This window comes from Actinomadura terrae (assembly GCF_022751215.1).
GTDB lineage: Bacteria > Actinomycetota > Actinomycetes > Streptosporangiales > Streptosporangiaceae > Spirillospora > Spirillospora terrae.
In genome coordinates this window covers 1,696,399-1,718,972 of record NZ_JAICDG010000002.1, presented here as the reverse complement: position 1 = coordinate 1,718,972, position 22,574 = coordinate 1,696,399, and the positions used below count along the sequence as shown (strand labels likewise).

Annotated in this window: 15 protein-coding genes; 10 read left to right on the top strand and 5 right to left on the bottom strand. The window is 72.6% G+C overall.

Annotation, left to right across the window (positions count from 1 at the left end; all coding sequences use genetic code 11):
* Positions 1-134 precede the first annotated feature (134 nt).
* From K2F47_RS17840 to K2F47_RS17830, 3 genes are all read right to left on the bottom strand, one after another.
* Positions 135-1,241, bottom strand: coding sequence for a WD40/YVTN/BNR-like repeat-containing protein (locus K2F47_RS17840; RefSeq protein ID WP_242904816.1), 1,107 nt, complete (start codon positions 1,239-1,241; stop codon positions 135-137).
* A 45-nt stretch (positions 1,242-1,286) separates the two neighbouring features.
* The gene (locus tag K2F47_RS17835) at positions 1,287-2,075 is read right to left on the bottom strand and encodes a class I SAM-dependent methyltransferase (RefSeq protein ID WP_242904814.1); all 789 of its coding nucleotides are present in this window, start codon (positions 2,073-2,075) and stop codon (positions 1,287-1,289) included.
* A gap of 309 nt (positions 2,076-2,384) precedes the next feature.
* Positions 2,385-5,477 (bottom strand): AfsR/SARP family transcriptional regulator, encoded by a 3,093-nt coding sequence (locus K2F47_RS17830; RefSeq protein ID WP_242904812.1) that lies wholly within the window; start codon positions 5,475-5,477, stop codon positions 2,385-2,387.
* A 231-nt stretch (positions 5,478-5,708) separates the two neighbouring features.
* Here K2F47_RS17830 and K2F47_RS17825 point away from each other — a divergent pair, with 231 nt between their 5' ends.
* From K2F47_RS17825 to K2F47_RS17815, 3 genes are read left to right on the top strand one after another with little or no spacing between them, the layout of a single operon-like run.
* A complete protein-coding gene (locus K2F47_RS17825) occupies positions 5,709-6,920 on the top strand; it encodes a hypothetical protein (protein ID WP_242904810.1) in 1,212 nt (403 codons plus the stop codon).
* Between the two features lie 5 nt (positions 6,921-6,925).
* Positions 6,926-7,618, top strand: coding sequence for a hypothetical protein (locus K2F47_RS17820; protein ID WP_242904808.1), 693 nt, complete (start codon positions 6,926-6,928; stop codon positions 7,616-7,618).
* Positions 7,615-8,574 carry a carbohydrate kinase family protein gene (locus K2F47_RS17815; protein WP_242904806.1) on the top strand — a complete coding sequence of 320 codons (960 nt, stop codon included), beginning with the start codon at positions 7,615-7,617 and terminating at the stop codon, positions 8,572-8,574. Before K2F47_RS17820 ends, K2F47_RS17815 begins: the two co-directional genes overlap by 4 nt.
* Before the next feature lie 51 nt (positions 8,575-8,625).
* On the opposite strand, the gene K2F47_RS17810 is transcribed toward K2F47_RS17815, so the two are convergent.
* Both K2F47_RS17810 and K2F47_RS17805 read right to left on the bottom strand, forming a co-directional pair.
* Entirely contained in the window at positions 8,626-10,773 is a 2,148-nt protein-coding gene (locus K2F47_RS17810; protein WP_242904799.1) for an ATP-binding protein, read from the bottom strand.
* A 228-nt stretch (positions 10,774-11,001) separates the two neighbouring features.
* Positions 11,002-12,900, bottom strand: a complete 1,899-nt coding sequence (locus tag K2F47_RS17805) for a CocE/NonD family hydrolase (protein ID WP_242904785.1) — start codon at positions 12,898-12,900, stop codon at positions 11,002-11,004.
* 499 nt (positions 12,901-13,399) lie between these two features.
* Between K2F47_RS17805 and K2F47_RS17800 the strand changes: the two genes are divergently transcribed.
* From K2F47_RS17800 to acs, 7 genes are all read left to right on the top strand, one after another.
* Positions 13,400-15,049, top strand: coding sequence for a carboxylesterase/lipase family protein (locus tag K2F47_RS17800; protein WP_242904775.1), 1,650 nt, complete (start codon positions 13,400-13,402; stop codon positions 15,047-15,049).
* Between the two features lie 148 nt (positions 15,050-15,197).
* On the top strand, positions 15,198-16,382 hold the full coding sequence (locus K2F47_RS17795; protein WP_242904774.1) for a histidine kinase: 1,185 nt from the start codon (positions 15,198-15,200) through the stop codon (positions 16,380-16,382).
* On the top strand, positions 16,379-17,152 hold the full coding sequence (locus K2F47_RS17790) for a LytR/AlgR family response regulator transcription factor (RefSeq protein WP_242904772.1): 774 nt from the start codon (positions 16,379-16,381) through the stop codon (positions 17,150-17,152). Before K2F47_RS17795 ends, K2F47_RS17790 begins: the two co-directional genes overlap by 4 nt.
* Entirely contained in the window at positions 17,149-17,529 is a 381-nt protein-coding gene (locus tag K2F47_RS17785) for a hypothetical protein (RefSeq protein ID WP_242904770.1), read from the top strand. The genes K2F47_RS17790 and K2F47_RS17785 overlap by 4 nt, the downstream gene beginning before the upstream one ends.
* Positions 17,526-19,298, top strand: coding sequence for a sodium/solute symporter (locus tag K2F47_RS17780; RefSeq protein ID WP_242904768.1), 1,773 nt, complete (start codon positions 17,526-17,528; stop codon positions 19,296-19,298). The genes K2F47_RS17785 and K2F47_RS17780 overlap by 4 nt, the downstream gene beginning before the upstream one ends.
* Before the next feature lie 183 nt (positions 19,299-19,481).
* On the top strand, positions 19,482-20,108 hold the full coding sequence (locus K2F47_RS17775; RefSeq protein ID WP_242904766.1) for an acetate uptake transporter: 627 nt from the start codon (positions 19,482-19,484) through the stop codon (positions 20,106-20,108).
* A 37-nt stretch (positions 20,109-20,145) separates the two neighbouring features.
* Entirely contained in the window at positions 20,146-22,107 is a 1,962-nt protein-coding gene (gene acs, locus K2F47_RS17770) for an acetate--CoA ligase (RefSeq protein WP_242906002.1), read from the top strand.
* Positions 22,108-22,574: the final 467 nt, after the last annotated feature.

The following is a 22,574-nucleotide window of genomic DNA, read 5'->3' as shown; positions in this document are numbered from 1 at the left end:
TTACATACACGAAATCGTATATGACAAGATCTATCATTTAGTCTGGGACTTTTGCCTGGTCAGAGCCGCCCCGCAGGCAACGAAACAGCCCGCCCGCCTGGTGGCGGACGGGCTGCGGGGGCCGCGCGCTGGTACTAACCGGTGATGCGGAAGGCGAGCCGGGCGGCGCGGCCCTTCTCCCCGGCGGCCCAGCAGCCGCCGTCGGACGCGCAGTCCACGGTGTCGAAGCTGCCGCTGTCGAACCGCCGCCACGAGCGGCCCGCGTCGAGGGTTCCGTCGCTGCCGGTGGGGCCGACGGCGAGCGCGGCCGGGCCCGTGTAGGTCGGCCACACCACGCCCGACCTGTACTCCGCCGGGGGACGCGGCGCCGGACGCCACGTCCGCCCGCCGTCGCTCGTCGTCGCGGCCGCCGCCGGAGACGGCTCCCCCGGACGGTAGTCGCCGCCGACCGCGACGCCGTGGCGTGAGTCGCGGAACGCCACCGCGAACACCCCCTGGGACGCGGAGCTCGGCAGCGGCGTGTCGGCGACGGTCCAGGTCAGGCCCCGGTCGCGGGAGTGGAACACCCGCGACTTCGCCGCCCCGCCGGTGGCGAGCCACACGTCCCGGCTCCCGTGGCTCACCAGGCACTGCCCGCTGGCGGCGAACGCGGCCTCGCCGGTCAGCGCGTCGGGCATCCCCTTGTTCGGGAGCACCCGCCAGGTGCGCCCGGCGTCGCTGGTGGAGATGATCCGGAAACGCCCGTCCACGGGGTCGCTGACGGCCAGCCCGTGCCGGGAGTCGAAGAACGTCATGCAGTCGTAGAAGGCGCGCGGCTCGTCGTTGCGGAAGCCGAGCGTCCACGTCCGGCCGCCGTCGGCCGTCCGGTACACCCGGGACGCGTCGCCCTCGCCGATCGCCAGCACCACAGCCCGCCGCTCGTCGAACGCCTCGACGTCGCGGAACTCCAGGCCCGCCGCATCCGGGGGGCCGACCTTCTGCCAGCTGCGCCCGGCGTCGGTCGTGCGCAGCACGGTCCCGCCGGTGCCCGCCAGCCAGGCGACCTTCCGGTTGACGGCCGCTAGCCCGCGGAAGCGCGCGTCCGTCCCGGTCGGGGTGACCTGCCACGCCGGCCCGGGGCGCGCCACCCTCTCCACCGCGGGCGCGGCCCGCGCGACGGGCGCGGACAGCGCCGTCGCGGCCATCACCCCGCACACCCCGGCGAGCGACATCTTCCACGCGGCCCCGCGCATTGGCTTCATGCGACGCAAGCTAACGAATGTCGATCTTCCCGTCCAGGGCCCGGGTCAGCGGGTGGCGACGAGCGCGTAGAGGACGGGCAGATGCCGCCCGTCCACCGGGAAGCGGTAGCGGCCGTCGGGCCCGACCGGCGTGCCGCGCCCGAGGTCCAGGGCCGCGTCGAGTCGCTCCTCCAACCGGGTGACGCGCAGCCCCGCCGTCGCCGCCGCGGTGACGATCTCGCCGAGCGAGTGCGCGAACTCCACCGAGGTCGTCGGCTCGGTCTCGCCCGCATACGACTGGGACGAGGTGTACTCGTGCGGCCCGTCGAACGCGTAGGGGAAGTCCAGCGCGAGCGGCTCCACGGTCTCGACCATCGTCAGCAGCGGATGGAAGTCCACGAGGACCAGCCGCCCGCCGGGCCTGAGCGTCGAGGCGACCGAGCGCATCCAGGCGTCCACGTCGGCGATCCAGCACAGGATGCCGTAGGCGGCGTAGGCGAGGTCGAACCGGCCGCGCAGCTGCTCGGGCAGGTCGGTCGCGTCCGCCTCGACGAACCGGACGTCCACCCCGCACCGCTCGGCGAGCCCCCGCGCCTTCTCCAACGACACCGGCGAGAAGTCGACGCCCGTCACCCGCGCCCCGGAACGTGCCAACGAGATGGCGTCGAACCCGATGTGGCACTGGACGTGCAGCACGTCCAACCCCTTCACCTCGCCGAGGACCGCGCGCTCCACGTCGGTGAGCGAGTCGGCCCCCGCCACCAGCCCCTCCGTGTCGTAGTACGCGTCCTGCCCGTGCGCGGCGGCCCACACATCCCAGTGAGCCCGGTTGACCCGTGAAACGTCCTCTCCCATACCACGACGCTATTCACCCCGCACCGCCGACCGCAAGTCGTTTAAAAATGAAGGACCGGGCGTGACGACGCCCGGCCTCTCTATCTGGACTTCTAGTGGTCCTCGGGAAAGAGCCACATGAAGATGCAGCGCATCGACGGGTCACCTTTCAGGATGACGAGTTGGAATCTCCTACAACTCCGCGTTAAGCGGTTGGGAGCGGTCCGACCGTACCAGAAAGGATGAGCCCGGATCATCTCCGGCTGTCCCCACGAGAGTGCGAAAATCTCCCTTACCCCGACTATCGGGATGGCAAGGACGTTCTGGGCACTAGCCGCCCGAGGCGCTGCCCCGCCCGGCAAGGCGTGTTCGGACCTCGTCGGCCTCGGGGACCCCCAAGGCCTCGAAGAGTTCGAGGGCCTGGCGGTGGTAGGGCTCCGCCTGGGCGGGGCCCCGCGTGCGCGCGACGACCTGCGCCATGCCGTCCAGCGCCCGGGCCTCCTGGTAGGCATCGCCGATCGCGCGGGCGAGCGCCAGGGACTCCTCGTAGTGTTCGAGAGCCATCCGATGCCGGCCCGAACGCCGGTAGGCGTCGGCGATATTGCGGAGCGCCGTCGTCGCCTCGAACCGTTCGGAGATCTCGCGCGCCAGATAGAGCGCGCGCTGAAAATGGATGAGGGCCTCGCCGCCCCGGTCCATTTCGGAGTACCAGCGGCCGATATTGTTCAGGCAGGCCGCCTGGCCGCGCCGGTCGCCGATTTCCAGGTAGATGTCGAGCGCCTGCCGGTAGAGCTCGATCTCCTCGGTACGGTGGCCGAGTCTCAGCTGCACGGTGGCGATGTTGTTGAGCCAGGTGGCGCGATGCTGGCGGCTCATCTCCATGACCTCGCCCGCCCGCTCGTAATAGGCCAGGGCGGAACTGTGGCGGCCCCGCTGCACTTCGAAGTCGCCAAGATTGTTGAGCGCCATTTGGCGGCCCTGGCGGTTTCCGGCCTCGGTGTAAAGGGCGAGGGCGGCCTGCATCTCCTCCTCGGCCTCGGCGTAGCGGCCGAGGTGCCAGAGGACGATCGCGTGGTGGTGCAGGACCACCGCCTCGCCCGGGCGGTCCCCCGTCGCGCGGCGTATCGTCAGCGCCCGCTCGCAGTAGCCGGCGGCGACGTCGAATTCCGAGCGCTGCCAGTGGATGAGGCCGAGCTGGTCGAGCAGGGTCGCGAGGTCGCCGGGGGCGTAGGCGATGGCCAGGCCCTCGTTCGCGGCGTCCAGGGCCTCCTCGTGCCGGCCCGCGCGCAGCAGCAGGCGGCTCAGATCGGCGAGCGCGCGGGCCGCCTCCTGCTCGTCACCGAGGGAGCGCCAGCACTGGACGGCGCGTTCGTGCAGCTCTGCGGCCTCCGTCCAGTGGCCCTGGGTTTCGAGGTACTCGCCGAGGACGCGGGCCAGGTGGGCGGCGTGCCGGGGGTGGCCGTGGTCGGCGGCGTGGTGCGCGGCGCGCAGCATGTTCTCCAGCTCCGCGCGCATCCATTCGCGCGCGCCGTCCTCGTCCTCGATGAACGCGACGGCGGGCGCGGGCGGGCGCGGGCGGTAGCCGAACAGGAGGCGGTCGGCGGACGCGGCGGCGGCCAGGTAGTGGTCGAGGAGCCGCCGCACCGCGGCCTCGCGGACCGGCGCCGGATCCTGGTCGGCGAGGTGCCGCGCGTACTCGCGCAGGAGGGCGTGCAACCGGTAGCGGCCGCGCTGGAGCTCGGTGATCAGGTGGTGGTCGTGCAGGCCGTCCAGCAGGGCGTCCGCGTCGACGGGGCCCGCGCCGAGCAGCACGGCGGTGTCGCGGGCGGTCAGGTCCACGCCCGGGTGCAGGCCGAGCGTCCGGAACGCGCGCCGCGAGCGGGCGTCGAGCCCCTGGTAGGACAGCTCGAACACGGTGGTGAGGTCGCGGGTCTCGGCCCGGAACTCCGCGAGCGGGCGGGGGTCGGCGAGCCGGGCGGCGATGTCGGCGACGGTCCAGCTTGTCCGGTGGCGCAGCCGGTTGCCGATGAGCTGGACGGCCAGCGGGAGGCGGCCGCAGTGCCGGACCACGGCGCGGACCGCGTCGGGGTCGGCGTCCGGGCGCAGGCCCGCCGTCCGGGTCAGCAGCAGCGCCGCCTCGTCGGGCGCGAGGACGTCCAGCGGCAGCGTGCGGGCGGCGTCCAGGCCCTCCAGCCGGCGCCGGCTCGTGATCACCACGAGGCAGCCGGGCCCGCCGGGCAGCAGCAGTCGGAGCTGGTCGTGGCCGAGCGCGTTGTCGAGGACGAGGAGGACGCGCCGCCGCGCCAGCTCGGTCCGCCAGAGCGCCGCCCGGCCGTCCAGGTCGGCGGGGACGCGGCCGGCGGCGACGCCGAGCGTCCGCAGCAGCCGGTCGAGCGCGGAGGCGGGGGCCAGCGGCTCGTGCTCGGGGTCGTGGGCGTACAGGTCCAGGAAGATCTGGCCGTCGGGGTAGCGCGGCGCGAGGCGGTGCGCGAGCCGGATCGCGAGCGTGGTCTTGCCCACGCCCGGCATCCCGTCGATCGCGAGCACCGTGACCGCGGTGCCGTCGCCCTCGGCCAGCGCGGTCAGCCGGTCCAGCTCCGCGTCGCGTCCCGTGAAGGTGTGCAGGTCGCGCGGGAGGTCGCTGGGCGGCGGGCCGGCGCGCGGCGGACGCGGCGGCGGCAGCAGCGCCGGGTCCCCCGCGAGGATCCGCTGGTGCAGGTCGCGGAGCGCGGTGCTCGGCAGGGCGCCCAGCTCGGCGGCCAGCTCGCGGGCCCGCTCGTACATCCGCAGCGCCTCGCCCGACCGCCCGCTCCGGTGCAGGGCCGTCATGAGCAGTTCGACGGGCTTCTCGTTGTCGGGGAACCGGTCGGCCAGCTCGGTCAGCTCCGGGATCAGCTCCGCGTGGTGCCCCTGGTCGAGTTCGAGCCGGCCGCGTTCGAGGGCGGCGCCGAGCAGCTCCTCCTGCATGCCGCGGCGGCGGCGCGCGGCCCAGCGTCCGGCGACCCCGGTGAGCGGGTCGCCGCGCCACAGCCGCAGCGCCTCGTTGAGCAGCCGCACCGCCTCGGCGCCGTGCCCGCCGCCGGCGATGGCGCGGGCGTGGTCGAGCAGCGACCGGAAGCGGTGGTAGTCGATGTCGTCGGGATCGGCGTTCAGCACATAGGCGCCGGCGGTGTGCTCCAGCCGGATATCCTCCCCGAGCGCGTGCAGGCTGCGCCGGAGCCGCGTCATATGCGGATAGAGAAGATCACGCGCTTTGGCCGGGGCGTCGGCGTCCCAGACGCGATCGATCAATGTCTCGGTGGTCACCGGGCGGCCGGGCGACATCAGCAGGACGGCCAGCACGCAGCGCTCCTTCGCCCACCCGAGGTGCTGGCGCTGCCCGTTCGACCACACTTCCATCGGGCCGAGGATGCGGAATTCCATCCGCACTCCCTAAGGGAAAGCCGACCTTTGACAGTATTGATCCTCGCATTGTCAAGTGCGGTTTTCCACCAGTGAGCATGTTCTGTCCTGGCCAAAAGGGGTCGGCCGCCGGAGGCCGCCGGCAAGTCTTCCGCAAGGAATCCCGCAAGGTCCGCCGCAAGGACGGCTTCCGACGATCGGTGTGGGGTCGCGAGTTCGGACAGCACTGATCAGAGGGGCAGTGAAACCACGATGTCCGTAAGTCAATGGCGCCCGGTCCCGGTGGGGCTCGGCGCCGAGCGGTGGGCGACACGGCGCGAGTGCAAGACCGTGCTGGTCGTCGTCCATACCGTCACATCCGGGCAGCGGCTGCTGGAGGCCGCCCGGGTACTGGAGAACGACCTGCGGATCCAGGTCGTCTTCACCCAGGCTCCCGACCCGTTCGCGGACGGGGTCGGGGATCTGCTCGCGGGGATCGGCGCCGCGCAGGTGCCCTGGGAGCAGGCGACGCGCACGGAGTTCGACCTGGCGCTGGCGGCGAGCCTGCAAGGGCTCCACGAGGTGCACGCGCCGCTGATCGTCATGCCGCACGGCGCGGGGCACAACAAGCTGGTCGTCCGGGGCAGGGGCCGCGCGGTGGGCGCACGCGCGGCCTACGACCTGGACTCGCAGCGGCTGGTGCACGACGGCGCGCTCGTGCCGTCCTCCATCGTCCTCGCGCACGACGAGGACCTCGGCCACCTCGGCCGGTCGTGCCCGGAGGCGGTGCCCGCCGCCGTCATCTGCGGCGACCCGAGCTACGACACGCTGGTCGCGAGCCTCGCCTGCCGCCCGTCCTACCAGGTCGCGCTCGGGGCCGGGGACGGGCGCAGGCTCGTCGTCGTCACCTCGACGTGGGGGCCGAAGTCGCTGTTCGGACGGCACGCCGGCCTGTGGTCGCGGCTGCCCGACGAGCTGCCCGAGGAGGAGTTCCAGGTCGTCGCGATGCTGCACCCGAACGTCTGGTTCGGCTACGGGACCTGGCAGGTCAGGGCGTGGTTCGCGGACTGCCTGCGGCGCGGGCTGAGCCTCGTGCCGCCGGAGGCGGACTGGCGGTCGGTCCTCGCGGCGGCGGACTTCGTGATCGGCGACCACGGCTCGGTCACCGCCTACGGGGCGGTCACCGGCGTGCCCGTCCTGCTGGGCAGCTTCGCCGCCGCGGACTGCCAGCCCGGGTCCGCGCAGTCGCTGCTCGGCTCGGTCGCCCCGCGCGTCTCCCGGCGCGGGTCGCTGCGCAGGCAGCTGCTCCAGGCGGCCGAGGAGTTCGAGCCCGAGCGGCACCGGGACGTGATCGGGCGGCTGACCTCCGAGCCGGGCCGGTTCAACCGCAACATGCGGCAGCTCATCTACCGGCAGCTGCGGCTGAAACAGCCGGCCACCGTGCCGGTGGCGCTGCCGGCCATCCCGCCGTACCTGGCGAGGTGAGGGCCGTGATGTCGAACGAAGCCAGGATGGGCGGCCTCGTCGTGACCCGCCTGTTCGCGCTGGACCGCGTGCTCTGCCTGACCCGCCCGGACGGCGGGGGCGAGAGCGGCTCGCCCGCCGTCCTGACCATCCCGAGGGGCGGCCGCCCCCACGAGCCGCGGCTGCTGCTCTTCGGCGAGCAGGACGCCCGGGACACCGCGCGGCTCGGCGTCCCGCTGTGCACCGACGCGCACGTCGTCGCGGACTGCGACGGGCGCCATGGCCGGCGCCGCGACGCCGGCCCCGATCCCCGCGCCGGGACGGACCGGCGGGACCTCGCCGACGTCCTCGTGGACCGCGTGCTCCACGTCCCGTTCGGCCTGCGGGACCGGCTCCGCAGGACGCTCGACCGGTACCCCGGATGCAGCGTGGCGGTCGGCCGGAGGCCCCGCGGCCACCTGGTGGTGACGCGGGACGGCTCGGTCGTCTCGACGCGCGGCCCTTCCAGCGCGGACGAGCTGTGGGCGCCGATCTGCGGCTCGTTCCTGTACTGCTGGACGGCGGCCGGGCTCGCGGTCGCGGAGCTGCCGAGGACGGTGCTCGTCGTCGGCCGGTTCCGGGCGTCGGCCGGCGCCGGACCCGGCTACCTGGAGACGGTGGGACGCGTGCAGGTCACGGCGCTGCCCGACGGCCACGACGCGGGCAGGGCCGCGTCATGAGCGCCGCGCTCATGAAAGTCGCGTCGAGAAGGGCGAAGGTCGTCGTCGCGGGCGCGGCCAGCTGCTACACCACCGTGGGCGTGGAGGCGTTCCCGGTCCGCTACGCCCCGACGTGCCCGCCGCTGTGGGGGCATGTCGGGGTCTCGGGCGCGGCCGCGCACATCGCCAGGGTGCACCGCGCGCTCGGCGTCGACGTCCGGCTGTGCAGCGTCGTGGGCCGTGATCTGGCGGGCACGCTCATCCGCTCGGGCCTCGTCCTGGACGGCCTGCTCGGCCCCGGGGTGGTCGAGTCGGAGGCGTCCTCGTCGGGGATCGTGCTGGTCGACCCGGACGGGCGGCGGATGGGACTCCCCCACCTCGACCCGGTCGACGGGTTCCGCTACCCCTTCGAGGTGCTGGCGGAGCAGGCGCGCGGCGCGGACCTGCTGGTGCTGACGAACGCCCGGTTCGTCCGACCGCTGGTCGAGCCGGCCGCCGCGCTGGGGGTGCCGATCGCGGTCGACGTCCACCTGGTCGCCGGGCTGGACGGCGCGTACGACCGGCCGTGGCTGGAGCGGGCGGCGATCGTGTTCGGCAGCCACGAGCGGCTGCCCGACCCGAGCGCCTGGATCGACGGGATGTTCGCCCGCTACGGCTGCGAGATGGTCGGCGTCGGCCTCGGAGCCGGTGGAGCACTCCTCGGCCTGCGGGACGGCTCGCTCGTCCATGTCGCGGCGGTGCCTCCCCCGCGCATCGTCAACACCTCCGGGGCGGGGGACGCGCTGTTCGCGACGTTCCTGGCGGAGTGGCTGCGCACCGGCGATCCGGTCGCGGCGCTCCAGGCCGGGGTGCTGCACGCCGGGTGGAAGATCGGCCACCGGCTGCCGGCCGCGGTGTCGCTCTCCTGCGGCGAGCTGGCGCGGCGCCGCGCGTCGGCGCCGCCGCCCGCCACCGTGCTCCATTTGAGGAGCGCGTGAGTTGAGCGGGGTCGCCGCCGTCGCGGGTCCGCGACGGCGGCGGCCCGGCCGCTAGCCCGGCGTTTCGTGCCCCGGGCCCGGCTCCGGCTCGATGGCGGCGAGGGCGGCGTCCAGGGCGCCGGTCGAGGCGCCGGTGTCGCCGAGGATCTCGCGGGCGCGCAGGTAGCGAAGCCGGGCCGCGGCCGGGTCGCCCGCCTGGACGGCGAGGTCGCCGAGGACGTGCAGCGCGTCCGCCTCGCCGAGCGCCGACCCGATCCCGCGCATCGCCGCCAGGCCCTGTTCGACGGCGGCGGACGCGGCCGCGAGGTCGGCGAGCCGCGCGTGGGCTTGGCCGAGCAGCACGAGGGAGCGGGCCTCGTTGTAGGGGTCGGACGCGGTGGCCAGCGAACGCCCCGCCTCGGTCAGCGCGGTCACGGCCGCGGCGGCGCGCCCGTCCTTGATCAGGGTCGCGCCGAGGTCGCACAGCGTGAGCGCCGCGCGGCGATCCTCACCCGCCGCGCGGTAGGCGTCGAGGGCCGCGCCGAACTGGTCGGCGGCCTCGGCCAGGGCGCCCCGGTCCAGCGCCAGCAGGCCGAGCCTGCGCCGGGTGCCCGCGATCCTGGAGGGGACGTCCAGCCGCCGCCACAGGTCGAGCGCCGCGGTGAACTCCGCGGCGGCCTCGTCCAGGCGGCCGAGCTGGCGTAACGCGAGGCCGGTCCGGTTGAGCATCTTGGCCTCGGCCTCCGGGTCGCCCTCGGCGCGCGCCGCCGCGAGCCCCGTCCGGTCGAAGGCGAGGCGCTCCGCGTGGTGCCCGCGGTGCATGAACAGCGGCCAGCTCGCGTCCACCAGCAGCCGGGCGTGGCGGTACAGGCCCAGGTCCACGGCGGTCGCGGCGATCGCGCGGAGGTTCCCGAACTCCTCGTCCAGCCAGTCGACGGCGCCCGTAGCGTCGGTGAACCGCGGCGGGTCCGGAGTGGGGAAGCCGGGGTCGGGCAGCCGCCGGTAGGGAGAGATGACCCCGCTCGCCGCGAGCGCCGCGACCACCGCCCACTCCGCCAGGCGCCGTATCGCGGCGCGGCGCACGTCCTCCGGCTCGTCGGCCTCGGCCAGTTCGAGCGCGTGCAACCGGACCAGGCTCTGAAAGCGGTACCGGCCCGCGGGGAGGTCGTCCAGCAGGTTGGCCTCGGTGAGCAGGTCGAGCCCGTCCTCCACCTCCGCGACGGGGACGCCCGCGAGCGCGGCGGCCATCGCCCCGTCGAACGTCGGCCCCGGGTGGACGCCGAGCATGCGGTACAGGCGCCGGGCGTCCTCGGGCAGGTTCCGGTACGAGAGCGTCAGCGCGGCCTTGATCGTCATGTCGTCCTCCGCGTCCTGCGTCGCCAGCACCGCGAGGCGCCCGCGCTCCTCGGCCAGCGACCGCGCCATCCGCGCCAGCGTCCACCGGGGGCGGGTGACGAGCCGCGCCGCCGCGATGCTCAGCGCCAGCGGCGACCGCTCGCACTGCTCGACCAGCAGCACGGCCATGTCGGGCTCCGCGGCGACCCGGCCCGGCCCGAGCACCGCCCGCAGCAGCTCCAGCGCGTCGTCGCGGCCCAGCGGGCCGACCTGGACGCTGCGGGCGCCGCGCACCATCAGCCCGGCCAGCCGCCACCGGCTCGTCACCACGGCGACGCTCCCGAGCGCGCCGGGCAGCAGCGGCCCGACCTGCGCCGCCGAGTACGCGTCGTCCAGGACGACGAGCAGCCGGCGGCTCGCGGCGAGGGACCGGTAGAGGGCGGTGCGCTCGGCCAGCCCGGCCGGAATCCGCGCGTCGGGGAGGCCGAGCGCGTGGATGAAGCGTCCGAGCACCTCCGCCGGCCGGACGGGGCCCGCGGCCGAGTGCCCCTGGAGGTCGGCGTAGAGCTGCCCGTCGGGGAAGTGCGCGACGATGCTCCGCGCCCAGTGGAGGACGACGGTCGTCTTGCCGATCCCGGCCGGTCCGCTCACGACGATGGCCTCGTGGGCGGACGTCCCCGCGCCGAGGTCGGCGAGGGTGCCGGCGCGGTCGACGAGCCGGCCGGACCCGGGAAGCTGCCGGGGCACCGGCGGGGTGTCCGGTGCGCCATGGAAATGCATCCCGCCGTGGACGTCCCTCATCTGCACGACAGGCCCGGCGACGACTCCGCCCAGCTCGTTGACGTGCGCGCGTGGTGTTCCGTCGGCTTCCGGATTCGTGGCCATCGAACTTGCATGCATACCTTGCAGGAAACTACGCGTCAAGGACGACAGGGCTTAGACAGGCCCTCCAAGACCTCCAGAGGATCAAGGGAACATCAAAGGTATTCAACCGACATATCGCCCGGCTTACAGCGAGAATTGCACGCGAACCGAAGCCGTAATAGGCCCGATGTGAGCGAAAAGCGGGGGGCGGGCGTCCCCGGGGGGAGGGGGACGCCCGCCTGGCTCAGGTCAGCCGATGGGGGTCGGCTGGATGGGGAGGGTGATCGAGGAGGGGTGGTCGGCGTCGTGGTAGATGGTCTGGTCCGCGACCCGGGTGTGCCGGTCGGTGCCGAACTCCTTTCCGGTGTTCGGGTTGCGGTCGTACATCGGGAAGTTGCTACTGGAGATCTCCAGGCGCAGCTTGTGCCCGGCCTTGAAGACGTTGCCGGTCGGCCAGATCTTGATCGTGTACTTGTAGACCTTGCCGGGCTTGATCAGCGACGGGTGCTCCAGCGAGTCGCGGTAGCGGGCGCGCTGGATGCCGTACTGGATCAGCATCGACGTGCCGTCCTGCGCGACGTCGGTGAGCTTGGCCGTGAAGTCGGTGTCCTTCGCCGAGGATGAGGCGTAGAGCGTGACCGAGATCGGCCCGGTGACCTCGGTGTCCTTCTCCAGCGTCGGGGTGTTGTAGACGAGGACGTCCGGGCGCTGCTCGATGAGCCGCTGGTCCTGCGGGCCGCCGGGCACCGAGCTCTGGAAGCGGCCGCCGAAGCTCGGCACCGGGTTGTCGGGGTCGTAGCGGTAGCGGTCGGGCTCGCGGCGGCCGGACGGCGGGGTCGTGCTCAGCGTGCCGTCACCGGTGATCGTGTTCGCGCTGCCCTCGCTGTTCAGGTAGTACTTCGTGTTCACCGTGCCGGGGATCGGCCAGGCGTTCGCGGTGCGCCACTTGTTGGCGCCCATGACGAAGACCTTGACGGCCGGGTCCTTCTCGACGCCGTTCTTCGCGCCCTTGAGCCAGTGGTCGAACCAGCGGAGCTGGAGGGCGTCGACGTCGACGGCGGCGTCCGGGCCGAAGTCGAGCGCGCCCGAGCGGGTGCCGTGGCCGCCGTGCGTCCAGGGGCCGAGCAGCAGTGTGCTGCCCTGCCGGGCGGCCGGGGAGCCGCCCTTGGCGCGCATCCCGGCGAAGTTCTCGGCGGTGCCGTCCAGGAAGATGTCGTACCAGCCGCCGAAGTTGAAGGAGGGGACCGTGACCTGCGGGTAGCGGGTGCGGATGCTCCAGCGCTGCCAGTAGGCGTCGTTGCTCGGGTGCTTGACCCAGTCGTAGTAGTACGGGGCGACGCGCTTGTCCTTGGGGTACAGCGGCGGGAACTTGTTCAGCGGCAGCGACCAGTACCACTTGCTGAACAGCTGCTGGTTCGCCTTGTTCATCTCCGCGTCGAGCTTCGCGCCGTCCGGGTACTTGCGGACGGAGCTGTTGGCGAGCGAGAACAGCGGCCACGACTGCGTGAACGACTGGTACATCGCTCCGCCCTCGTACGTCCAGCCGTCGTAGTAGTCGGACGAGGTGAACGCCGGGATGATCGTGACGAGGTGCGGCGGGCGCAGCGTCGCGGGCATCCACTGCGTCAGGCCCGGGTAGGAGAACCCGTACATCCCGACCTTGCCGTTGGAGTGCGGCAGGCGGGCGGCCCACTCGATCGTGTCGTAGCCGTCGGTGCCCTCGGTGCGGTAGGGGTAGAAGTCGCCGTCCGACTTGTACTGGCCGCGGACGTCCTGCACCACGACGACGTAGCAGGCCGAGGCGTAGCCGGCCGGCTTGTCGTAGAAGAAGTCCTCCGCGCCCTCCTTGTTGTAGGGCAGGCGCATGAGGATGACGGGGAAATCCCCCTTGCCTTTCGGGGTGAGCACGTTCGAGCGCAGGACGGTGCCGTCGCGCATCTTCGTGCCGACGTCCTTCTGCTCGGTGAACTCGCAGTGCTCCGACGCGCCGGGGGCCGCGGCGGAGGCCGGCGCCCCGGGGACCGCCGCGGTGCCGCCGAGGGCGAGCGCGGCGGTGCCGAGCACCATCAGCCGGAGGCGTCCCTGCCCGACCGGCCGGGTCGCGCGGCCCGCGCCGCGCGGTTCTCTCGATTCGCGCCGTCTTCTCATGTCACAGGGTCCCTCCTGCTCGATGCGGGGCAGGCCCGGAGCGTGCCATGATCGGGCGGCGCGGCGAAGACGCGGTCGCCGCCGCTGCGTTGAGCAGCCGGATTCATGCGCCGAGCGGACCGTTCCCGGCCGGACGAACGGCACAAAACGTGCGATGGACGGGCGACTTATACGGATTTGCCGGAATTGTCCCTCCGGCTCGGGGAGTTCGGCGGCCGCAGCCGAGAGTCAGCATTCTGCCCGACATGTCATGACTTGTCCTGAAAAGGCGTTCATCGCGGGGAACCGACCGTTCATCGGAGGCGCCGCGCTCGCGGACGACCCGGTCTCACCGTTTGCCGATAGTGGCCTCCCCGGGGGCTGTCCGGTTCGTCCGGATCGCCTTATCGTTCGGTTCGCCGATCACAATCCTCGCACGTCAGGCGCTTTCCACTCGGTGACGACGACCGCTCCGTCGTCCATGACGACGTCCATGAGTCCATGACAAGGGAGCAACCGCATGAGGCCGACGCGTCTCCGAAATCCGGTCACCACATCCATGCTGGCCGCCGCCGCGACCCTGGTCGCCCTACTGATGACATCGCTGACCGGCGCGATCCCCTCCGCGTCCGGCACCACGGTCCGGGCGGCCGCCGGCGAGTGCGCGGACGGGACGACCGTCCAGACCGACACCGGTTCCGTCTGCGGCGTCGTCAAGGACGGCGTCAGGTCCTGGCTCGGCGTCCCCTACGCGGCGGCCCCGGTCGGGAACCTGCGCTGGGCCGCCCCGCAGAAGCGCCCGGCCTGGACCTCGACGCTGCCCGCGACCGAGAACGGGCCGACGTGCCCGCAGTCGGCCGCGCTCGGCGCCGGGTCGACCAACGAGGACTGCCTCAACGTCAACGTCCGGGCACCGGAGAACCCGCGCGGCAAGAAGCTGCCGGTCATGGTGGAGTTCCACGGCGGCGGCTGGCTGCTCGGCAAGCCCGCGGACGGCAGCCACCTCGCCAAGGCGGGCAACCTCGTCCAGGTCGGCGTCAACTACCGGCTCGGCATCTTCGGGTTCATGGCGCACGCCTCGCTCGGCGAGCACTCGGGGAACTGGGCCATCCAGGACCAGCAGGAGTCGCTGCGCTGGGTGAAGCGCAACATCGCCAAGTTCGGCGGCGACCCGAACAACGTGACGATCTACGGCGCGTCGGCGGGCGGCGCGAGCGTCTGCTCCAACACCGTGTCGCCGACCGCGAAGGGCCTGTTCCAGAAGGGCATCGCGCAGAGCGGCGAGTACAACTCGCTGCGCGGCGGCACCGTCAACACGTCCTGGCAGCCCGGCGACTGCAAGTCGCAGCTGCCGACCGAGAAGCAGGCGCAGCAGGCCGGCGCGCGGTTCGCGAAGGTCCTCGGCTGCGAGAACACCGCCGACAAGGCGGCCTGCCTGCGCAAGGTGCCGGTGCAGACGCTGCTGGACAAGTCCGGTGACGGGCTCGGCCCCGACAAGGGCACGATCGCGCCGATCGCCGACGGGAAGACGCTGCCGATGTCGCCCGCCGAGGCGTTCAAGAAGGGCAAGGTCAACGACGTCACGCTGATGCACGGCGTCGACCGCGACGAGACCCAGCTGGAGAACGCCGAGACCCCGGCGGACTACCGGCGCCTCGTCCGGCAGCAGTACGGGCCGCACGCGAACGCCGTGTTCGACCTGTACCCGCTGGAGCGGTTCCCGGAGCCGTCGGCGTTCATCGCCTACCGGACGATCGTCGCCGACTCCAACTCCGTGTGCCCGGCGCTGCTCAACGACCAGCGGCTCGCCAAGCACCTGACCGTGTTCGCCTACCAGACCGACAACGCCGACGCCCCGCCCGCGTCCTGGCTGGACAAGACCAAGCCGAACGGGTCGTTCCACGTCGGCGAGAACCAGTTCCTCTCCCCCGGCCCGGTCCCGCCGAACCCGAACCAGCAGGCGCTCGGCAACCAGATCACCAACCAGTGGACGGGCTTCGCCCGCACCGGCGACCCGACCGTCCCCGGCGCGCCGTACTGGCCGAAGTTCACCAAGCGCAACCCGAACGTGCTGTCGATGGCGCCCGCCGGAACGAGCGAGCTGACCACCGAGATCGGCAAGCAGCACCACTGCGGGTTCTGGAACGCGCTCACGCCGTTCAACCACTGATCCGCTCACTCACCGAGAGGTGACGCTGACCGTGGGGCCCTGACAGGGGCCCCACGGTTCAGTCGCCCGTTCATTGACCGAAACTCGCCATTGATATGCCCGAAACAGGCGTGTCATAGTTGCGGCAGTTGCGATCAAGGGCGTGCGGATGCAGACGACTTTGGCCACCCTCGCCATCACCGGCGCGATCCTCGCCGTCGGGGTCCTGCTGCGGCTGGTGACCCGATCGCGCCGCTACCTCGGCGGCCCGGCGGAGCAGGCGACCTACCAGACGCTGCACACGGTCTCGGTCGCGGCGCGCACGCTGCGCGGCGGCCTGGACGCCCAGGGCGCCGGACGCGCCGCGCGGCACCTGCGGACCCTGCTCGGCTGCCAGGCGGTCGCGGTCACCGACGGCCGCGCGCTGCTCGCCTGGGACGGCACCGGCGAGGCGCACGCGGGCGACGCCGTCCGGCACGCGCGGCACCCCGTCGGCACCGGACGCAGCGTGGTCCTCAAGGCCGACCAGGTCGCCTGCGAGGACCCCGACTGCCCGCTCGTGCACGCGGTGATCGCGCCGCTGACGGCGGGCGACCACGTCGTCGGGACGCTCGCCGCCTACGACTCGGCCGCCACCGCGGGCCTCGTCCGCGCGGTCGGCGAGACCGCGCGCTGGGTGTCCACGCAGCTGGAGCTCGCGGAGCTGGACCGCTCCCGCACCCGGCTCGCGGAGATGGAGGTGCGGGCGCTGCGCGCGCAGATCTCGCCGCACTTCATCTACAACTCGCTGACGACGATCGCCGCGTTCGTCCGCACCCAGCCCGACCGCGCCCGCGAGCTGCTGCTGGAGTTCGCGCACTTCACCCGGTACTCCTTCCGCAACCACGGCGAGTTCACGACGCTCGCCGAGGAGCTGCGCTCGATCGACCGGTACCTGCTGCTGGAGCACGCCAGGTTCGGCGACCGGCTCCGGGTCAGCCTGCGGATCGCGCCGGAGGTGCTGCCGGTCGCGGTGCCGTTCCTGTGCGTCCAGCCGCTGGTGGAGAACGCCGTCCGGCACGGGCTCGAACACAAGACCGGGGTCGGGCACGTCACGATCGTGGCCGAGGACGCCGGGCAGGAGTGCCTGCTCAGCGTGGAGGACGACGGCGTCGGCATGGACCCCGAGTACATCCGCCGGGCGCTGGACGGCGAGCAGCCCGGCGGCGACTCGGTCGGCCTCGTCAACGTCGACGAACGGCTGCGCCAGGTGTACGGCACCGCGTTCGGCCTGGTCATCGAGACCGGGCCGGGCGCGGGCACGAAGGTCAGCCTGCGGATCCCGAAGTACAAGGCGGGGGTGAGCGTCTCTTGACCAGTCTGGCCGAGGAGAGCGTCGAGGAGGGCCTGCACGTCCTCGTCGTGGACGACGAGCTGCCCGCGATCGAGGACCTGGCCTACCTGCTGGCCGCCGACGACCGGGTGTGCCGGGTGTCGACGGCGGCCACGGGCGCGGCCGCGCTGCGCGCCCTGGAGGACGGGGCGGTCGCGGCGCTGTTCCTCGACATCCGCATGCCGGGGCTGTCGGGCCTCGACCTCGCGCGGGTGCTCGCGCACTTCGAGCGGCCGCCCAAGATCGTGTTCGTCACCGCCTACGAGACGCACGCGGTGGACGCCTTCGAACTGGGCGCCGTCGACTACCTGCTCAAACCCGTCGCGCAGGAGCGGCTCGCCGAGGCCGTGCGGCGCGTCGTGGAGGCCGTCTCGGGACGGACGCGCCAGGAGGTCGCCCCCGAGGACGAGATGATCCCGGTCGAGTTGGTCGGGGTCACCCGGTTCGTCCGGCGGTCGGAGGTGCGGTACGCCGAGGCGCACGGCGACTACGCGCGGCTGCACACGCAGCGGGAGAGCTACCTCGTCCGCACGTCGCTGACCGCGCTTGAGGAGGCGTGGAGCGACGCGGGGTTCGTCCGCGTGCACCGCTCGCACCTGGTCGCGCTCGCCTACATCGACGAGATGTACATCGAGTCGGGACGGTGCGCGGTGCGGGTCGGCGACATGCGGCTGCCGGTCAGCCGCCGCAACACGCGCGCGCTGCGCGACCGGCTCGTCCGGCACGCGCGGCCCGGGGCGCACCGCCCGTGACCGGGGACGAGCCGCCGAAGCGCGTCCGGGTGCAGCGCAGCGCCGGGCGGGCGACGCGGCTGCGTCCCGGCGCGGGCGGCCGCCGCGACCTGCACGAGCAGACCCAGCTCGGCGACCTGATGATCCGGTCGCTGATGCGCGTCCAGCTGCACCTGGCGATCCGGGTGTGCGCGCTGTTCGGGGTGCTGCTCGGCGCGCTGCCGCTGGTGTTCGCGTTCGTACCGCAGGTGCGGAGCCTGAACGTCGCGGGGCTGCCGCTGCCGTGGCTGCTGCTCGGCGTGCTGGTCTACCCGGGCCTGGTCGCGGGCGCCGTGCTCTACGTGCGCCAGGCCGAGCGCAACGAGCACGAGTTCGAGGACCTGGTCGACCGTTCGTGAGCTCCGGGTACGCGGTCGTCGCGATCGCGGTCGTCACCGTGGTCACGGTCCTGATCGGCAGCCGCGGCCTGCGCCGGTCGCGGACGACGTCGGACTTCTACGTCGCCTCCCGTACCGTCTCGCCGATCTGGAACGCCTCCGCGATCAGCGGCGAGTACCTGTCGGCGGCCTCGTTCCTCGGCGTCGCCGGGCTGGTCATGGCCTATGGCGCCGACATGCTCTGGTATCCCGTCGGCTACACCGCCGGGTACCTCGTCCTGCTGCTGCTGGTGGCGGCGCCGCTGCGGCGCTCGGGCGCCTACACGCTGCCCGACTTCGCCGAGGCGCGGCTCGGGTCGCCGGTGGTGCGGCGGATGTCGAGCGTGCTGGTGATCGTCGTCGGGTGGCTCTACCTCGTCCCGCAGCTGCGCGGCGCGTCGCTGACCCTGCACGTGATCACCGGTGCGCCGCCGTGGCTGGGCGCGCTGATCATCGTGGTCGTGGTGGTCGCGAGCGTGTCGGTCGGCGGGATGCGCAGCATCACCGCCGTGCAGGCGTTCCAGTACTGCGTGAAGATCACCGCGATCACGATCCCGCTGCTGTTCGTCGGGTTCGCCTGGTCGAGCCGGGGCGCGCCGCCGGTGACCGCGCACGACGCGCCGGAGTTCGCGGCGGCGACGACCGTGCGGTTCGACACCGCCACGCGCATCGACGTGCGCGTCCCGGTGACGGTGACCGCGCACGGCGTCGTGGACGGGCGGCGCGCCGACGCGTCCCTCCCCCTGGCCGCCGGGCGGCACACGGTCGCCGAGGAGGCCCGGCTGACGTTCCCGGCCGGGTCGGCGGCGCCGGTCATGGACGGCTCGGCGATCGCGGGCAACCACGCGTGGGCCTCGCCGCTCAACGGCGGCGGCGGGCACGGCCATCCGCTGTACGCGACGTACTCGCTGGTCATCGCGACGTTCCTCGGGACGATGGGGCTCCCCCACATCCTCGTGCGCTTCTACACCAACCCCGACGGGCGGGCCGCGCGGCGCACGGCGCTCGCCGTCCTCGCCCTGCTCGGCGGCTTCTACCTGCTGCCCACCGCCTACGGCGCGCTCGGCCGCCTCTACGCGCCCGAACTGCTGGTGACCGGCGACGCCGACGCGATCGTGCTGCTGCTGCCCGGCCATCTCGTGCCCGGCACGGCCGGGCGGCTGCTCGGCGCGCTGGTCACGGCGGGCGCGTTCGCGGCGTTCCTGTCGACCTCGTCCGGGCTGACGATGTCGGTCGCCGGGGTGCTCGCGCAGGACATGCTGGGCGGCCGCTCCGGCGGCCGGATACGGCGTTTCCACCCGTTCCGGATCGGCACGGTGGTGGCGATCTGCGTCCCGTTCGCGGTCGCGATGTCGACGGGCGGGGTGCCGATCGCGCGGGCGGTCGGGCTGCCGTTCGCGGTCGCCGCGTCGTCGTTCTGCCCGCTGCTGCTGCTCGGGATCTGGTGGCGCGGGCTGACCTCGGCGGGCGCCGCCGCGGGCCTGGTCGCGGGCGGCGGCCTCGCCACCGCCGCGGTGATCGTCTCGACCCTCCTGCCCGGGCTGGACGGCTGGCCGCGCGAGCTGCTGGCCGAGCCGTCGGCGCTCACCGTCCCGATCGCGTTCCTGGTGATGATCGTGGTGTCGCGGCTGACCAGGGGGCGGCTGCGCGCGGACATCGCGTCGGTGATGGTGCGCATGCACGCGCCCGAGTCGGTGCGTCCGGCCGGGCCCGACACGGGCGACACGCTGCGCGCGAACCGCTGGTCGTAAACAGGGTGCACCGCTGGTCGTAACGGATCGACCGTTCGCTCGGACGCGGGCGCACGCCATCGCCCGGGTTTCGCCATTGGCCGATCGACTCCGGCCTGCTCTATTTCGCCCGAGTTCGCGGGCCTATGTTCGCCTCATCAGCGCTTGTTCGCGTCGTGAGACGCGCGACGGGAGGGAAATCGAATGGCCGATATCGAAGCGGGCAGGCTACCGGTCAGGGCTCCGGAGCAGGTGGCGCCGGCGCCCGGAATCGCCGACCCCGGGCCGCTCGGGCTCGCCGCGTTCGCCCTGACGACGTTCGTGCTGAGCTGCGTCAACGCGGGCATCCTGGAGGTGGGCACGAAGAGCGTCGTGCTCGGCCTCGCGCTCTTCTACGGCGGCCTCGCGCAATTCGCCGCCGGAATGTGGGAGTTCCGGAAGGACAACACCTTCGGCGCCCTCGCGTTCACTTCCTATGGCGCCTTCTGGCTGGCGTTCGCGGGAATCCTGTTCTTCTACAAGCCGACCGGCGCGACCGCCGACCAGGCGACCCACGCGGTCGGCGTCTTCCTGCTCGGCTGGACCATCTTCACCGCGTACATGACGATCGCCTCGCTGCGGGTGAGCGGCGCGGTCGCGGCCGTGTTCGTGTTCCTGACCGCGACGTTCGTGTTCCTCACGATCGGCGACCTGACCGTCAACGAGAACATGACCAAGGTCGGCGGCTACCTCGGCCTGCTCACCGCCGTCCTGGCCTGGTACACCTCGTTCGCCTCGGTCACGAACTCGACCTGGAAGCGCACGGTCATGCCCACCTGGCCCATCGGCTGACGCCCCGCCGGACGAGAGGAGAGCGACCGTGAGCGACATGCCCCCATCCAAGGACACCCTGTCCAACCTCCTGGCCGAGGACCGGCGGTTCCCGCCGCCGTCCGGGCTGGCGGCCGAGGCCAACGTCACCGCGTCCGCGTACGCCGAGGCCGCCTCCGACCGGATCGCGTTCTGGGAGGAGCAGGCGCGGCGGCTCGACTGGGGACGCCCCTGGACGAGCGCCCTCGAATGGGACCCCCCGTTCGCGAAGTGGTTCAACGGCGGTCTGCTCAACGTGGCGGTCAACGCCGTCGACCGGCACGTCGACGCCGGGCACGGCGACCAGGTCGCCATCCACTGGGAGGGCGAGCCGGGCGACACCCGCACGATCACCTACGCGCAGCTCAAGGACGAGGTGTGCAAGGCCGCGAACGCGCTCGTCGAGCTCGGCGTGCGGGCCGGCGACCGGGTGATGATCTACCTCCCGATGATCCCCGAGGCCGTGTTCGCGATGCTGGCCTGCGCCCGGCTCGGCGCCCCGCACTCGGTCGTGTTCGGCGGCTTCTCCGCCGAGGCGCTGCGCAACCGCATCGAGGACGCGCGGGCCCGGATACTGATCACCGCCGACGGCGGGTTCCGGCGCGGCAAGCCGAACGCGCTGAAGCCGGCGGCGGACGAGGCGGCCGAGGGCACCGGGATCGAGCGGGTCCTCGTCGTCCGGCGGACGGGCGAGGCGGTGCCGTTCACCGAGGGACGCGACGTGTGGTGGCACGACGTCGTCGACCGGCAGCCGAGCGCGCACACGCCGGAGTACTTCGACGCCGAGCAGCCGCTGTTCATCCTCTACACCTCGGGGACGACGGCGAAGCCGAAGGGCATCCTGCACACCTCGGGAGGCTACCTGACCCAGGCCGCCTACACCCACCACGCCGTGTTCGACCTGAAGCCCGACACCGACGTGTACTGGTGCGCGGCCGACATCGGCTGGGTGACGGGCCACACCTACATCGTCTACGGGCCGCTCGCGAACCGCGCGACGCAGGTGATGTACGAGGGGACGCCCGACACGCCGCACCGGGGCCGGTTCTGGGAGATCATCCAGAAGTACAAGGTCACGCTGCTCTACACGGCGCCGACGACGATCCGCACGTTCATGAAGTGGGGCGACGACATCCCCGCGAAGTTCGACCTGTCGTCGCTGCGGCTGCTCGGGTCGGTGGGCGAGCCGATCAACCCCGAGGCGTGGATCTGGTACCGCGACACGATCGGCGGCGGCCGCACCCCGGTCGTGGACACCTGGTGGCAGACCGAGACCGGCGCGATCATGATCAGCCCGTTGCCGGGCGTCACCGCGGCCAAGCCCGGGTCGGCGCAGGTGGCGCTGCCGGGGATCGCCGCGGACGTGGTGGACGGCGACGGCGTCCCGGTGCCCGACGGCGGCGGCGGTTACCTCGTCCTGACCGAGCCGTGGCCGTCGATGCTGCGCGGAATCTGGGGCGACCCGGAGCGCTACGCCGACACCTACTGGTCGCGGTTCGCCGAGCAGGGCTTCTACTTCGCCGGGGACGGCGCGAAGAAGGACGGCGACGGCGACCTGTGGCTGCTCGGCCGCGTGGACGACGTCATGAACGTCTCCGGGCACCGCATCTCCACGACCGAGGTGGAGTCGGCGCTGGTGTCCAACCCGCAGGTGGCCGAGGCGGCGGTGGTCGGCGCGACCGACCCGACGACCGGGCAGGGCATCGTCGCGTTCGTCATCCTGCGCGGCGGCACCGCCGACAAGGGCCCCGAGCTGGCCGCCGAGCTGCGCGAGCACGTGGCGCGGGAGATCGGCCCGATCGCGAAGCCCCGGCAGATCCTCGTCGTCCCGGAACTGCCGAAGACGCGCTCCGGCAAGATCATGCGCCGGCTGCTGCGGGACGTCGCGGAGAACCGCTCGCTGGGCGATGTGACCACGTTGCAGGACTCGTCGGTGATGGACCTCATCGCCGCGAAGCTGCCCACGTCGAAGGAGGACTGACAGGGGAGAACCAACGGGAAGTTCCGGCGATCACGGGCCTCCGCCTCCGGGCGGGGGCCCGTGTGCCGTTCGCCGTGCGCTTTCCCTCGCCGTAAACCTTCACCGTCTACTTTCGTCCGATCCATCCGCCCGTGTCCGTTCCCGCGCAGGGGTATGAACGGCGGTTCTGTGCGTCGCCTGCCAAGGGACGCGCGTAATCGTTGGCAGATGGTGCCGATATTCATGGTGGGCGTGCTGGTTCGGTCCTTTAGCTGGGGTGGTTGGAAGGCGAAACGGAGGCGAGCGCCGTGAGGTCTTGCCGGTGGGCGACGCGGTGGTTACCGTACATCCGACTGATAGGAAACTTTCCTAATGATTCGAGGTCGGTTGTGGCCCGCTCCCCGCCAGCGTTACCTCGCCATGCGACGTCAACGACTCGGGGTTCGGGGGATTCCTGCGTGTCCGCGTCTCCTACCCGGGAGCAAAAA